Raw genomic sequence first — 13,086 nt, 5'->3', positions numbered from 1 at the left:
GTATTCGTGGGAAGTGGGTAAAGCAGTCCCGCTTTGATATTGAGTTCTACTCGCCTGGTTCTACGACGTAGTGGGTGCGTTCACGTCCTCTAAATACTGGCTTTCCCACTCACGTCGCGCCTCGATCTCCCGCACTCCGCGTTGTGTGACCGTGTACACGTTCGTCCGTTTGTCGAGTTCACCTTTCTCCAGGAGGCCTTTGCCGACGAGGTCGTCGAGGTTTGGATAGAGCCGCCCATGATTGATCTCTTGTTCGTAGTAGTCGTCGAGTTCGGCCTTTACTGCGAGCCCGTGTGGTTCCTCGAGCCCGGCGATAACGTACAAGACGTCCCGCTGGAACCCGGTTAGATCGTGCATCCGTCTGCTCCCTATTTTTGAGGGATGGCATATGTTCTCTCTGGTACTCAGAAGCAGAGCTTCGGATCGAGGATATCTACCAGTACACTCGTCTCCAAACAGCGCTTAATACCCATGCCTCTGTATCACCGGTAATGGCGCTTCGGCCGAGGTCGCCGTTGAGGTTCCATGGCTGTGCTCGGTCAGCTGTCAGCCGGTGGTAATCAATTGTGTCTTCATCTCAATCCTCATCTTCCACGTGCGCGCTTTGTGGTAGGGCTGTCCCTGACGATAGAGTCGTGGGTGAGAACGACACCGTCTTCTGCTGTGATGGATGTCGAAACGTCCATCGAGTACTCGGTGGCGATGGAGTCCACAGTCGGATGGACCCGACAGACGACCCCATGCGCGAGTCCGGTGCTGGGGCGGGCGAACGCGATGCGGATACCCCTCGATTAGGGTCTGAGGAACGAGCTTTCTTTCAGGTCGACGGGATGCACTGTGCGACGTGTGAAGCATTTCTTGAATCAGTCGCCGAGGACTGCGAGGGTGTTGTAGACGTGGCAGCAAGCTACGTCACCGAGACGGTTCGTATCACATACGACCCTGATCGCGTCTCGAAGGAAACTCTCTGTGATACCCTGAGTACACTCGGCTATTCGGCAACCCTCCGTGCTGGAGGGAGCGATGACACACCGACTATAATCGGACAGTCGCGCCGGTCGGACGAGCCGAATGAACGAGGGATTGACGAGGTGCTGGGATTCCGTTACGCTGCTGGCGTCATTTTCGGGACGTTCATGCTCCTCCCATATGCGGTCCTCCTCTATCCGGCGCAGCTCTCGTCGTTCTTTGGTGAGGGGACGCTCGATATGTACGCGAGTACGTCCGGGATCGGCGGTGGAGATGGCCTGTTGATCCTCCCGCTCTTTCTCGTTCTGACGGGTGTCGTCCTCGTGTTTACCGGCCTGCCGCTGTTACAGGGTGCGTATGTCAGTCTGAAGATGCGACAGCCGAATACGGACTTTCTCGTCGCGATCACCGTGGTGAGCGCCTACGTGTACAGCACGATTGCCTTTCTCCTCGGTCGACTCGACGTTTTCTACGACCTCACGATCGTGGTTGCCGCGAGTGTGGTGGCCGCCATCTTCTACGAATCACTGAGCAAGCAGCGAGCGATGGATCGCCTGACGAATCTCACTATCTCCCACGTCACCGAAGCCAGGCGGTATGGCGCCGATGGGACGACGATGGTCGACGTACACAGTCTGGAACCCGGGGAACGGGTTCTCGTCCGTGAGGGCGAACGCATCCCAGTCGATGGTGTTCTCGCTGAGAGTGAGTGCACGGTCGATGAAGCGATCGTGACGGGCGAGTCGCTCCCGGTATCGAAACAAGCTGGGGACGAGGTCGTCGGCGGGGCGGTCGTCACAAATGGGGCTGCTGTCCTCACGGTGAGCGATGGGACAACCAGTAGTATCGATCGCCTCGTCACCTCTGTCTGGAATCTCCAGAGTGGGGATCACGGTGTCCAGCGGCAGGCCGATAAGCTCGCGTCAGTCATCATCCCGGTCGTCGTCGGTGGGGCGGTACTCGCTGGATTGGGGTCGCTTCTGGTGGGGACTGGTATTCCCGTCGCCGTCCTGACGGCGCTGGTAGTTCTCTTAGTGGGATGTCCGTGGGCACTTGGCCTGGCAACCCCGCTCTCGGTGGCAACCAGTATCGAACAAGCGGTAGAGCGGGGCATCGTCATCTTCGACGAGACAGTCTTCGAGCGCCTTCGGAACGTCGACGTCGTCGTCTTCGACAAAACAGGGACTCTCACGACCGGCCAGATGGATGTCCTCGAGGTGGATGCACCGTCGGATCTCCTTGAAACCGTCGCGGCCCTCGAACAGCGAGCATCCCACCCAGCGGCCGACGCAATCGTGAATACGTTTGCACAAAGGAATCAGGAGGGCGATCGCTCAAGAGCCGATGGGGGGGTTGCCGATGGCAGTGACCACGAGTACGCAGCGGACATCACCGAATTCACGAGCCACGCGACCGGCGTCGAAGGAGTCGTCGAGGACACGCGCGTTCTCGTCGGGAATCTCGATCTCTTCGCGGAACTTGGGTGGTCGGTGAGCGAGCAGATCGAGACGCGTGCCGCAGAGGCACGAACGGCCGGTCACCTTCCGGTCGTCGTCGGTCGTGACGGTCATGCAGAGGGCGTCGTCGTCGTGGGGGACGAACCACGGGCAGGTTGGGATGACACACTCACGCAGCTGAATGACCGTGATATCGAGATCGTTGTTCTGACCGGTGATGACGAGGCTGCTACTGACTTTCTCGACAGTCATCCTGCCGTCGATCACGTGTTTGCGGGGGTCCCGCCGGCAGGCAAGACCGCGACGATCCGGCGGTTACAGTCCCGGGGACAGGTTACAATGGTTGGTGATGGAACGAACGATGCACCGGCTCTTGCGACCGCAGACCTGGGAATCTCGCTCGGTGGTGGAACGGCACTCGCGTCCGATGCCGCGGATATTTCTATCGTCGATGATGACCTCGCGGCGGTGGAGACGACGTTCGATCTCGCAGATGCAGCTCGTCGGCGTGTCAAACAGAACAACGGGCTAGCGCTGCTCTATAATGGGGTCACGATGCCACTCGCAGCGACGGGGTTGCTGAATCCGGTGTTCGCGATGGGTGCGGTCGTGGCGACCGGCGGTCTCCTCGCAGCGAATTCGTTTCGAGACCTGCTTCACGAGTAGCGGCACCAACCCAGCGAAGCGGCAGATACCTGCTGTAACCGGGTGAAGACGATTCCTATCGCTTCATTCGAGCAATTCAAAGGCACCGAGCCCCGCGTACCCGACCGCAAAGCCCGCAACGATGATGCCTCCGGAGAGGACTTGGTAGAACGGCGTCGACGGGAGGAAGCCGGTTGCGAAGGTGCCGACAACGATCAGTACCGCTGCCAGTTCCAAAAACACGTACTGACGACGTTTTCCCCTCATATATTGAGGCATTTGTCCCCCTAGGTACCGTGAGATCACAGTAGATACCTTACCTCAGTCCGCCGGGATGATGGCAGCCGATTGATCGGGCTGTCGGGCTGCTTGGACCGAGTAGATTAGGCTCCCCGTGAAGAGGACGAAGCTTCCAACGATGAATACTGCACTGAGCGGCGAGGCCGAATCGACGAACACCCAGTAGAGAGGGGCGGCAATCGATGGCCCGGCAGCAAGTACCGCGATCTTCGCGACGAGTGGCCCACAGCATCCACAGGTACACGTCCCGACGATTGCAGCGCTTCCGGCGGTCCCTTCGGTCATGCCGGCTCGTTCCTCGACGCGCCAGTGACGGGCGATGAGAGCGGCGTTTAACCCGATGAGTGCGCTTAGCATCCCGACGACGATGACCTGGCCGGGTGACAGGGCTAGGAAGAACGGGATATGTATGAACGGGAGATGCGGAATCGCGATTTCGAGCGTCGGCCACGATACTAGCTGATAGATTGCGGGTAGAACGACGACCGTCACCTCTTCGGGGAAGCCCTCCTCGGGGAAAAACGAGAGGTATCCTGTTATAGAGACGAAAAAGAGTGCTAACACGACACCGACGCCGATGCCGAAGCGACGCGCAACCGGATCACGCATGACTGCGCGAATGACACTCCCTGCGTCCTTCCAGACAACGTAGCCGACTAGAATTGGTGTTCCGAGGACGATTGCGTACCCAAGTGGGTGTGTATCACTTGCCAGTCCAGGAATGAGGTAGGGGTACGAGATCCACAATCCCATGAGGATGCCGAGGAACGTGTATCGTGGGCGGGATGGCCAGCGGAGCCACCCAACGATGAAGCTCGCGACCATGATGCCCAAGCCACTCAGTAGGGCCAACGGCTGATACCACGACCGGGGGAACGGCATCGAACTCGCAGTATATGTCGGATCTGGGGAGAGCCCTTCGAAGAGAATTGCTCCGAGTGCCGTGATGGAGATCCCGACAAATACGCCGTAAAGGGCGGTTGTTGAGGTGATGCGATCGGTCCGTTTGAGAAGGATGAAGCCGCCGAGAATAACGGCACCAACGAAAGCAAGAAGTACACCGTGTCCTTGCGAGAGTCCACCGCTTCCGGTTGTACCGTGGGCGGACGCGACGGGAACCTGAGTGAGCGTAACAATTGCGGCAAGAAGTACAGAGAGTGGCCGAACAGACCCGATTCGAGTGGTCTGTCCACGGGAGGGATCTCCACGTGGGTGACGCTCTTCCGGTGACATTATTCTGTCTTGGACAGAGAGGCACTTCTACCTGACTGATTTACCTCTGATATCCTGGGCTTGACTGTCGTTAGATCCTGCTGGCTGTGGAAATATCCCCCTCCGAAAGTACGATCGGCACGGTGAATTCACTCGCCGTCCAGAAATACGAGGAACTGTATATGCTTGAAGAACCAGACCGGAAGAACGGCTCCAACCCCTGCAGCGAGTAGGAGACTATTCGATGCTGTCCACACGATCTGTCCAAGTACGGTGCCAATAATCAAGACGCCGTTGTATGCAATCGCATTCACCGCTAAATCGCCTCTTGACTCAGCCCGGGGCCATTTGATGAGACTGGGCCTGATTGCTGACGTCCGGCCGGATACTACTGCGATGAGAAGTCCGAGTAGGCCGGATACAAACCAGCCGAGTACAGCCGGTGGCCAGTTGTATACAACCGTTGCGGTGGCAAGAACAATCAGACACGGACTGGTGATTGTACCGATCTCTACGGAGGCATAGCGGGTCAAAATGTGTTCCTCAGTCCCTTGTTGTGCGGTAGCCATCTGTGAGGGTTATGGGTAGGGCAGTGGATCAGATCGGGGATGCTCCGTCGAGGATTTGAACCTCGGTCCTCGACGTGAGATGCCGAGATGGTTGGCCGAGCTACACCAACGGAGCAGCTTCAACTTGGAGCTTCAGTACTTCAGGTCTGGTCGGTGTCCTATTCAGTGGGAATCCGCCGTTTCCCCTTATGTTGGGGTCTTTGATAATGTGGTATGGAGCGTCGACAGGTTCTCAAGACAGCCGGAATTCTCGCAACAGGTGGCGTAACTGGTCTCGCTGGATGCAGTAGTTCGGGGAACGGAGACGGTGGCGGTGAGCCGACCACGACTGAAACGCAGGAGACAGCTGGTGGGTCTGGAGACTCGAATACTGTTATGATGGTCACTGACGGGAGCGAGTATTATTTCGATCCCATTGGTCTGTTCATCGAATCCGGGGAAACTGTGACATTCGAAATCCAGAGCGGCAGTCACTCGGCAACCGCCTACAAAGAGGGAACGAGCTCAGCATCAGTTACCCGGATTCCCGAAAGCGCAGAAACGTTCAATAGCGAAACGCTGAGTGAACAGGGCGCAACGTTCGAGCACACGTTCGAGACCACGGGGACGTACGATTACTTCTGTATCCCGCACAAGACTCTGGGGATGGTCGGTCGGATCGTCGTTGGCGAACCCGGCGGTCCCGCGGAGGGGAGTATGCCGCCGGACGGAGACGTCCCCGAAAGCCAGACCATCGTTGATCAAGGCAGCGTCTCGTACAGCTCGTTCTCCGGGTAGGCGGCCGCGTATACTGCGAGCTGTGCGCTCCGGAATCGCTTGTACACCATATGGCCGACATTGACTGTGCTTCGGACCGACAGTATGGAGACATACGCTGTCGATGACACTCGCACAAGGCCCGTGGCCGACATACACGGATGCTGCCCTCGATAGTGTTCTACGAGAACGACGTGAGGTTGAGCGCGAATGTCAAGCCTTCCAACGGTTTCGCCAGCGTATCCAGACCGTCGACACACAGACTCCTCGGTTCGAACGGTCCGTTGTTGGAGTGGATCAGAACCTTACATCCGAAGAGAAGTCGGTCCGTAATACCATCGAGCCGTGGTATCATGATACTGTGATGGCGGTCGACCACTACGGCGACGTGTACGGTGATTCGTTCGAGGCGAGCCTCAGTGCCGAATTCGGGGCCGATGTGTTGCTCCTGATCTCAGAAGCGACTACGTTCTCACCGCTCATCAAACAACGGCTCCTCGAGGCCGCACAGCAGTGTATTGACAACCGCCGAGTCTTTCTGGAGAGCCTCCAGGATGAATTCACTACCCTCAAAGACGTGCAATCTACAGTTCAAGAGATTCGAGAGGCGATAGCAGAACTTGATTCTACGAAATTACAGGGGAACTCAGATATTGAACTAACCGACCGATACGAGACGCTTCATACGTTGAATGATGAATGTAAGAGTTGGATCCAGCAACGGCAGGAGGAAATCCACGCTCATCGAATCGATCGGTCGGCAGACGTGGATGCCTACACTGACCTCTGTTCATATCTCTATGAGGGTCTGGAGGTTGATTATCCGGTATTGGCGACGTTTGTCGATATCTTGGAGATCATCTCCCAATATGAGTAGTCCTCTCTTTTACCTCCTACTCTGTCTTGACGTCGTCCTATGGCTGAACAGTAGTTGCTGATTTGGCTGCGATTAGTGCTGGCAAACTCAGCGATGGAATCGAGGAACTCCGTGCACCGGGTGCACGGCTTTCAGAATCGGCGTGAGTGGGCGTCGAACATGTTAGATAATCGACTCCGGCAATGACTGTGAAAGGGTGGGCTTCCGCTCGCACCGTGTCAATACCGGCTTCCAGCAAATCTACTTTGTTAACGGTTTTGTCTATCCGGTCACAACTGTACATATGGAATTCGACTTTGTGCGCTCGGTGGCCCCCCTTGTCGTAATTGTCGCCGTCGCGGCGATTGCGCTCACGACCGTGATGACCTCCTCGACGGTCTTTATGATGGTTCTGCCCTCGATGATTATCTTCTCGGTCATCGCGTTCTTCCTGGGAATGAAACATGGCGAGTTCCGCGCCAGTGCATAATAGGCCGACCCAGTAGCCGGAATCCGCTGTGTTGCGGTCCATGCTAGCCCCCAGCTGTGTTGATTCAGATTATTTCGATGACCGGTTCGCAGTCCTAGCGACGGCTGTTTTAGCGGGGTGATGTCGAACCAACAGGAGTCCACCTGGGTTGGGTAACCCCTATCGTTCAGTTAGATCCTGTCCTGGTCGTGGTGTAGAGGGTCTCTACGTGGAGTAGCCAGCGTACTCCATAAGTTGGTTGAAAATGTCAGTATCCATGACGGACCGATAGACCACGCCGGTGAGCATCCCGCCGGGATAGAACGTGCCGTTCATCACGTGGTTGACCTTGTGGCAGTGCATCAGGTAGATGCCGGGGTCTGCATCGGCAGTAAATTCGATCGTGTGTCGTTCAGCGGGGGCGACGTTCGTGACGTCCATGTCGTGGCGGGCAGCCTCTGGAATCGTCCCGCCGTCCTTTTCGACACGCTGGAAGCGGTGGTTATGGATATGCATCGGGTGCGACATGTATCCACCGTTGACGAGGTGGATGCGAACTGAGTCGCCCTCGTCGACGATGATCGGTGAGCCTTCTTCGGGGTGCAGCGTTCGGGGTGCGCTCTTCCCGTTGACGGTGAACACGTCCGGATTGCGACTGGCCGAATTGTATGTGAAGTCCGCCTCACCGGCCCACTTCCGCGGAACCCGCGAATCCCAGTCCTTGATCGTCATGAAGTATTCGCGGTCCGCCGGTTCGTAGCCTTCGGGATCAACTCGGTAGATCCCGTACATGCCCATGTCGATATGCCGGTGGGTCTGGAAGTGGCAATGGTAGAAATGCGTTCCAGGGACGTTAGCGGGAATCTCGTAGGTGTGTGTCTCCCCTGGCGGGACCTGAATCCCGGTCGTCGTCGGGACGCCGTCGTTCTCCCACGTCTTGCGAATTCCGTGGAAGTGAATCGTGTGGGGACGTCGGCCATCGGTGTTGTCGAGTGTCACCTCCATCGCGTTACCCTCGGTCGTTCTGAGAATTGGGCCTGGGACGCTGGGGTCGTTGTCGTCGGCCTGGAACGCCCAGACGCGTGGGAATTCGACGGGCCCACCCATTGTATCGAGCGGGTGGACGGCGTGGCGGGCCTGTTGAGTCCGCATCGTCACTCCACCACCCTGCTCGTCGACGTTGACGACTGTTGGAGGGCTGGTGTAGGGGAGATTAGGCGAGTCAGTTTGTGTCTGCGTGGCCGTATCGCTCGTTGCTGCTGGCTCGTTAGCTCCGCCCGCCGAACAGCCTGCTAACGAAGCGATACCCGTCGCGCCAGTTGCCGCGAGAAACTCACGCCGGGACAGTCCGGTTCCGGGTGCGCCGAAACGTGTGGTCATGATACACTCGGCATTTTGGTTGGCCTAAACATAGGGCGACTGCGGTGTCCCAATTCACGGGACAGTGCGTGGATATGTTCGGCAAAAGGCGAATGGAGATGGCGGCTTTTTATTTATACTTGTTCGCCGTTAGGAGTCTGAAATTGAGACGACAAAGTGGTCAGATTTTTAGAGTCCGCCCGTCGCCGTCAGATAGGCCCCTGCAAACTGCACCGCGTTATACGTCCCGTGAATCACAGCCGGCACTGTGAGGTTGTCCGTATACTCGTACGCTGCTCCCAGTACTAAGGCCAGGACGAATGCGATACCGATGTACACCAGTTTGCCTTCCCCTGACAACGAGAAGAGATGGATCGATGCGAACAGAGCGCTTGCGAGGATGATTGCACGAGCCGGATGGAGACTTTCACGGAGGGTGCCCTGTACGAGGCCCCGGAACAACAGCTCTTCTCCCGGGCCGACTAACAGGAATTGAAGGGGGATCAGAAGAAGGAATACACTCGGATTTTGTCGCCCGACCTCGACGATCTGATTCTGAGCCGAGTTCAGACCGAGGGCTGTGATTACTGAGGACGCCACAAAGAGCAACCCCAGGATCGCTATACTCCCGCCAACAATCACTGCTCCATCACGCTTGTCAGGTGAACGAACTGGAACGAATCCCAATCCGAGATCACGGCCTTTGAGATAAAGGATGGCGATGCCCCCAAACGTCACTCCTTGGAGGAAGAACGTGCTCACAACCAGTCTGAGGGCTGGGCGCGACGCGAGGTCGACTCCGAACAACCCGACTACCGTCGCGACGGCAAGGATTACGATAGCCCCCGCGACGTATGATCCATACGTGAGACCAATCGCCGAGGCGACAGACCGGAAACGAGATATCGACGACATTAATCAGATGTGAGCGTAGGGCTCCACCCTACAAGCTGGCTTCGATAGGTCGATTCCGGCGCTATTCATTCCAAGACATCCCGCGGTAGTGATTTTGTTCATAGCTGACGTTCAGGTTCGACGAGGTTGGATCCAGCGAGGACTGTAATTATCACGAGCACGAACGCGATGAGTGAGAGATTCGGAATTGTAAGTCCGAGCACCGGAGCCTGCCACTGGACAACTGCACAGGGGCCAGCAAAGGTGCATGAGGCCGTCGTTGCTTGGAGTACGGAGTGATATCCCGCGATTGAAGCTCCCACCACGGATAGTGGCACGACTGTTCGCCAGATTGTGTTGTGGCTCTCGAGGGCGGCAACGCCGAGAACGACGACAAGCGGATACATGAGGATACGTTGGTACCAGCAGAGGGTACACGGAACGAGACCGAGGCCGAGACTGAACCAGAGGCTTCCCAGGGTTGCAATCGCCGCGACGCCTGCCCCGCCTGCAAGCCAGAATCGTCCGTCGGACATCCATGACTCAGTTTGATCCAGCTGCATCTTCGATCAGCTGTCTTACTCGCTCTTCGTTTCCGAGTGGATTGACCGTCATGCCATCGATGAGGAGCGTGGGTGTGGCATCGACACCGACATCGCTCGCAGCCCTGTCAGTCGCCCGCAGCGCGTCGTCATACTGATTTTCTTGGATGGCCGTGCGGACCGACGCTGTCTCGGAGACGCCTGCGGCCTGAGCAAACTCGACCAATCTCTCGGCGGTCGCCCACTGGTCGCTCTCGGGTGGTTGATTCCCGAACACGTATTCGTGAAACGCCCAGTATGAGGCTGGGTCGGTGTTCCAGACGGCTAATCCGGCCTGACCGGCTGCCGGTGCATCGGGGCCCAAAAATGGGTCGCCACCGATATATGCCAGATTGCGGAACTCGAGCGCAATTGTTCCTGGTTCCACGTAGTCCGTCACGAGTTGTGAAAGCATCTCCGTACTGAACTGGGCGCAGTACGGACACTTCCAGCTCCCGAAGTATGTGACCATGACATCGGCATCAGCAGACCCCATCGTCGCATAGCGGAAGTCTCCAGGCGAGTCGGGAATCGGGGCAGTGGTAACGGCACCCGTATCACCTCCAGCAGTCGCGCCGTCATCCGGCTCAGTGCTCGTATTGTTAGAGAGAGCGGTGGCGCCGATCACGAGACCGGCAGTGGCGGCACCACCACCGCCGAGGAGAAGCTGTCGGCGGGTTAGTCCTCCGACAGCAGCTCCAACACCTCCCTCGGAGAGCCGCTCTGAGAACGTGAGTGAATCAACGGCTGTCTCAGCCCGTTTGTAATCCACACCTGAGAGGTCGTCGGGGTGCGCGACGAGCCAGTGTCTGTAGAGCTGCTCGTCAGTCTCGTCACCGAGTTGTTCGCCACAATAATGGCAGGCGCTGTGAACGTTCCATGTGTGGTCACGCGCTGCTCCAGCTGTTTCGAATTGATCTGTACAGATCGGGCAGGTATGGGCAGTCATTCGTGATCACTACTCCAAGTGTAGATTTCATAGGCTCCGTGTTCTGCTCTCATAGTGAGCTGAATCGTCGGTATCTGTGGCATTGTGTTATACGCAAGGGGTCATCAGCGGCGGAGATATGCGACGAGGCAGGTCGTCAGGAGACAGAGGAGAATGAGAATTGCCACGCCCAGATGCGTCGTCACGATGGTCGGTTGGAGATCTTCCGTGACGGTCAATCCTCCGAGGATAACCTGTAACGGAAGGAGGACGAGAGCGGCCGTGGCCGACCATTTGACAATCGGGGTATTACGGTGTGTCACCCACGCTCCAAGGGTCGTGCCGACGATCAGAACCCCGGCCGTCATCGCCAGTCCACGGTGAGCCCACTCAGCGAAGATTTGGAGTGCAGAGTATGGCGAGTTAGCAATGATCTCGGGTTGAAGGAAGGGGACCCACGTCCCGTAGCAGGTCGGCCAATCGGGACAGGAAAGTCCAGCACCGATTGCACTGGTGTAGGCTCCAAGAAGCATCACAATATACGTCACTAGTAGCGTCAAACTGGCGATATGCCTGTACTCGACCGGAATCCTTGAAATCGCGGTTCGTATATCGTGCCTGCGGAGTCGGGCTTGAGACATAATATTGGGTAGGGACGTTGACTTGCGGTGTGACGAGTTGATGTCTTGGAGACAAAGTGTTAAGCCGGATTCCCAGCGAGTGGGACACCGCCTGCTATTCATTGAGGAGCCGTCTCATGATACTGTTAAGAAGACACACGGTTTGTAGGGAAAACCCCTATATGCCAATAGTATGATGGCTCAAGAACATACCCAGGAACGGTCAATAGATGAACGCGACCGCGAGGTGAAGTCTGCCAACGACAACATCTGTCCCGAGTGTCAGGGTCATATTACACGGACTAGCGACAGCGGTGAGGCGACCTGCGAAAGCTGTGGGTTGGTTTTTGAAGATAATCCAATCGACCACGGTCCTGAGTGGCGTGCGTTCACTTCAGAGGAACGCGATGAAAAGAGTCGGGTCGGGGCTCCGACGACGCAGCTGATGCACGATAAGGGTCTGAGTACGACTATCGGCTGGCAGGACAAGGATGCCTACGGACAGGCTGTCTCTGGTCGCAAACGTGCTCAATTACAGCGCCTCCGGACGTGGGACGAGCGGTTCCGTACGAAGGATGCTCACGAGCGGAATCTCAAGCAAGCGCTCGGGGAGATCAGCCGCATGGCGTCCGCTCTGGGACTTCCTGAATCGGTTCGGGAAACTGCAGGCGTCCTGTACCGGCGTGCTGTGGAGCAGAACCTGCTCCCCGGTCGCTCGATCGAGGGTATGTCGACGGCGTCGTTGTATGCGGCTGCTCGACAGCACGGAATGCCACGGCCGCTGACGGAGTTCGCCGATGTCAGCCGTGTCGAGAAAATCCGGATCCAGCGAGCGTACCGATATCTGTCCCGAGAACTTGGGCTGGAGATCGAGCCGGAGGATCCCATGCAATATATTCCACAATTCGCGTCATCGCTCGACGTGAGCGACGAAGCAGAACGGCGCTCTCGAGAACTGCTTGAGGTAGCTACAGATAATGCCGTCCACAGTGGAAAGAGTCCAGCCGGGTTGGCGGCTGCCGCTCTGTATGCTGCGACCCACCTCACGAACGAACAGCTCACACAGGAGACGGTGAGTGAGGTCGCCCACGTCAGTCGAGTCACGATCCGAAATCGATACCAAGAGCTTCTCGAGGTGTACGCGCAGTATGACTGACCGGATAGCCCCTGCCGGGCGAAATCCAGCTACTGAGTGGGTCATGATACGATATTTACCATGAGCGAGTTCTCAATACAGACCGAGGTCGAGATATTGGAGCTGCTCGTTGATGAGTCACCGTGCCATGTGATGGAGATCACTAACGCCGTCGATGGACACCCGATCACCATTGACCAAACGTGTGCTCACCTCCATAGTGAGGGCTGTATTGTTCCACTGGGGAGGGGTCTCTACGAGATCACAGACGCAGGCGAACAACGACTCGAAATTCAGCACGATTCATAATTGTGTCACCATGTCTCCCCTCTTTCG

Annotated in this window: 14 protein-coding genes and 1 tRNA gene; 6 read left to right on the top strand and 9 right to left on the bottom strand. The window is 57.2% G+C overall.

The window, feature by feature from the left end; all coding sequences use genetic code 11:
• Nucleotides 1-60: 60 nt before the first annotated feature.
• On the bottom strand, nucleotides 61-357 hold the full coding sequence (locus ACQUSQ_RS13110) for a PadR family transcriptional regulator (RefSeq protein ID WP_004594579.1): 297 nt from the start codon (nucleotides 355-357) through the stop codon (nucleotides 61-63).
• A 362-nt stretch (nucleotides 358-719) separates the two neighbouring features.
• On the opposite strand from ACQUSQ_RS13110, the gene ACQUSQ_RS13105 reads away from it, so the two are divergent.
• Nucleotides 720-3,092, top strand: coding sequence for a heavy metal translocating P-type ATPase (locus ACQUSQ_RS13105; protein ID WP_004594578.1), 2,373 nt, complete (start codon nucleotides 720-722; stop codon nucleotides 3,090-3,092).
• Between the two features lie 63 nt (nucleotides 3,093-3,155).
• On the opposite strand, the gene ACQUSQ_RS13100 is transcribed toward ACQUSQ_RS13105, so the two are convergent.
• The 3 genes from ACQUSQ_RS13100 to ACQUSQ_RS13090 form a co-directional block, all read right to left on the bottom strand.
• Nucleotides 3,156-3,338, bottom strand: a complete 183-nt coding sequence (locus ACQUSQ_RS13100) for a hypothetical protein (RefSeq protein WP_225935282.1) — start codon at nucleotides 3,336-3,338, stop codon at nucleotides 3,156-3,158.
• A gap of 54 nt (nucleotides 3,339-3,392) precedes the next feature.
• The gene (locus ACQUSQ_RS13095; RefSeq protein WP_011222425.1) at nucleotides 3,393-4,604 is read right to left on the bottom strand and encodes a hypothetical protein; all 1,212 of its coding nucleotides are present in this window, start codon (nucleotides 4,602-4,604) and stop codon (nucleotides 3,393-3,395) included.
• Between the two features lie 588 nt (nucleotides 4,605-5,192).
• A tRNA-Glu gene (locus tag ACQUSQ_RS13090) sits at nucleotides 5,193-5,267 on the bottom strand.
• Nucleotides 5,268-5,365: 98 nt separating this feature from the next.
• Here ACQUSQ_RS13090 and ACQUSQ_RS13085 point away from each other — a divergent pair.
• The 3 genes from ACQUSQ_RS13085 (at nucleotide 5,366) to ACQUSQ_RS13075 (ending at nucleotide 7,254) form a co-directional block, all read left to right on the top strand.
• Entirely contained in the window at nucleotides 5,366-5,929 is a 564-nt protein-coding gene (locus ACQUSQ_RS13085; protein ID WP_011222427.1) for a plastocyanin/azurin family copper-binding protein, read from the top strand.
• A gap of 103 nt (nucleotides 5,930-6,032) precedes the next feature.
• Nucleotides 6,033-6,785 carry a DUF7260 family protein gene (locus ACQUSQ_RS13080; protein WP_011222428.1) on the top strand — a complete coding sequence of 251 codons (753 nt, stop codon included), beginning with the start codon at nucleotides 6,033-6,035 and terminating at the stop codon, nucleotides 6,783-6,785.
• A 283-nt stretch (nucleotides 6,786-7,068) separates the two neighbouring features.
• Nucleotides 7,069-7,254, top strand: coding sequence for a DUF7333 family protein (locus ACQUSQ_RS13075; RefSeq protein ID WP_011222429.1), 186 nt, complete (start codon nucleotides 7,069-7,071; stop codon nucleotides 7,252-7,254).
• 204 nt (nucleotides 7,255-7,458) lie between these two features.
• Here ACQUSQ_RS13075 and ACQUSQ_RS13070 read toward each other — a convergent pair whose 3' ends face one another.
• The 5 genes from ACQUSQ_RS13070 to ACQUSQ_RS13050 form a co-directional block, all read right to left on the bottom strand.
• The gene (locus ACQUSQ_RS13070) at nucleotides 7,459-8,613 is read right to left on the bottom strand and encodes a multicopper oxidase domain-containing protein (protein ID WP_004594571.1); all 1,155 of its coding nucleotides are present in this window, start codon (nucleotides 8,611-8,613) and stop codon (nucleotides 7,459-7,461) included.
• Between the two features lie 168 nt (nucleotides 8,614-8,781).
• Entirely contained in the window at nucleotides 8,782-9,354 is a 573-nt protein-coding gene (locus tag ACQUSQ_RS13065) for a CPBP family intramembrane glutamic endopeptidase (RefSeq protein WP_225935283.1), read from the bottom strand.
• 251 nt (nucleotides 9,355-9,605) lie between these two features.
• Entirely contained in the window at nucleotides 9,606-10,022 is a 417-nt protein-coding gene (locus ACQUSQ_RS13060) for a disulfide bond formation protein B (protein WP_049909643.1), read from the bottom strand.
• A 7-nt stretch (nucleotides 10,023-10,029) separates the two neighbouring features.
• Nucleotides 10,030-11,016, bottom strand: coding sequence for a thioredoxin domain-containing protein (locus ACQUSQ_RS13055; protein ID WP_004594568.1), 987 nt, complete (start codon nucleotides 11,014-11,016; stop codon nucleotides 10,030-10,032).
• A 104-nt stretch (nucleotides 11,017-11,120) separates the two neighbouring features.
• Nucleotides 11,121-11,636, bottom strand: a complete 516-nt coding sequence (locus ACQUSQ_RS13050) for a COX15/CtaA family protein (protein WP_004594567.1) — start codon at nucleotides 11,634-11,636, stop codon at nucleotides 11,121-11,123.
• Nucleotides 11,637-11,808: 172 nt separating this feature from the next.
• On the opposite strand from ACQUSQ_RS13050, the gene ACQUSQ_RS13045 reads away from it, so the two are divergent.
• Nucleotides 11,809-12,771 (top strand): transcription initiation factor IIB, encoded by a 963-nt coding sequence (locus tag ACQUSQ_RS13045; protein ID WP_004594566.1) that lies wholly within the window; start codon nucleotides 11,809-11,811, stop codon nucleotides 12,769-12,771.
• A 60-nt stretch (nucleotides 12,772-12,831) separates the two neighbouring features.
• Nucleotides 12,832-13,059, top strand: coding sequence for a hypothetical protein (locus ACQUSQ_RS13040; RefSeq protein ID WP_004594565.1), 228 nt, complete (start codon nucleotides 12,832-12,834; stop codon nucleotides 13,057-13,059).
• Nucleotides 13,060-13,086 lie beyond the last annotated feature (27 nt).

Source organism: Haloplanus sp. C73 (assembly GCF_051195115.1).
In the GTDB taxonomy this organism is placed as follows: Archaea; Halobacteriota; Halobacteria; order Halobacteriales; family Haloferacaceae; genus Haloplanus.
The sequence above is the reverse complement of the archived record's forward strand: the minus strand, read 5'-3'. Positions and strand labels throughout refer to the sequence as shown.

What these genes read in the sequence shown, in the direction of transcription:
- ACQUSQ_RS13110 (WP_004594579.1), bottom strand. Translation starts at nt 357, where the DNA reads ATGCACGATCTAACCGGGTTCCAGCGGGACGTCTTGTACGTTATCGCC.
- ACQUSQ_RS13105 (WP_004594578.1), top strand. Translation starts at nt 720, where the DNA reads ATGGACCCGACAGACGACCCCATGCGCGAGTCCGGTGCTGGGGCGGGC.
- ACQUSQ_RS13100 (WP_225935282.1), bottom strand. Translation starts at nt 3,338, where the DNA reads ATGAGGGGAAAACGTCGTCAGTACGTGTTTTTGGAACTGGCAGCGGTA.
- ACQUSQ_RS13095 (WP_011222425.1), bottom strand. Translation starts at nt 4,604, where the DNA reads ATGTCACCGGAAGAGCGTCACCCACGTGGAGATCCCTCCCGTGGACAG.
- ACQUSQ_RS13085 (WP_011222427.1), top strand. Translation starts at nt 5,366, where the DNA reads ATGGAGCGTCGACAGGTTCTCAAGACAGCCGGAATTCTCGCAACAGGT.
- ACQUSQ_RS13080 (WP_011222428.1), top strand. Translation starts at nt 6,033, where the DNA reads ATGACACTCGCACAAGGCCCGTGGCCGACATACACGGATGCTGCCCTC.
- ACQUSQ_RS13075 (WP_011222429.1), top strand. Translation starts at nt 7,069, where the DNA reads ATGGAATTCGACTTTGTGCGCTCGGTGGCCCCCCTTGTCGTAATTGTC.
- ACQUSQ_RS13070 (WP_004594571.1), bottom strand. Translation starts at nt 8,613, where the DNA reads ATGACCACACGTTTCGGCGCACCCGGAACCGGACTGTCCCGGCGTGAG.
- ACQUSQ_RS13060 (WP_049909643.1), bottom strand. Translation starts at nt 10,022, where the DNA reads ATGTCCGACGGACGATTCTGGCTTGCAGGCGGGGCAGGCGTCGCGGCG.
- ACQUSQ_RS13055 (WP_004594568.1), bottom strand. Translation starts at nt 11,016, where the DNA reads ATGACTGCCCATACCTGCCCGATCTGTACAGATCAATTCGAAACAGCT.
- ACQUSQ_RS13050 (WP_004594567.1), bottom strand. Translation starts at nt 11,636, where the DNA reads ATGTCTCAAGCCCGACTCCGCAGGCACGATATACGAACCGCGATTTCA.
- ACQUSQ_RS13045 (WP_004594566.1), top strand. Translation starts at nt 11,809, where the DNA reads ATGATGGCTCAAGAACATACCCAGGAACGGTCAATAGATGAACGCGAC.
- ACQUSQ_RS13040 (WP_004594565.1), top strand. Translation starts at nt 12,832, where the DNA reads ATGAGCGAGTTCTCAATACAGACCGAGGTCGAGATATTGGAGCTGCTC.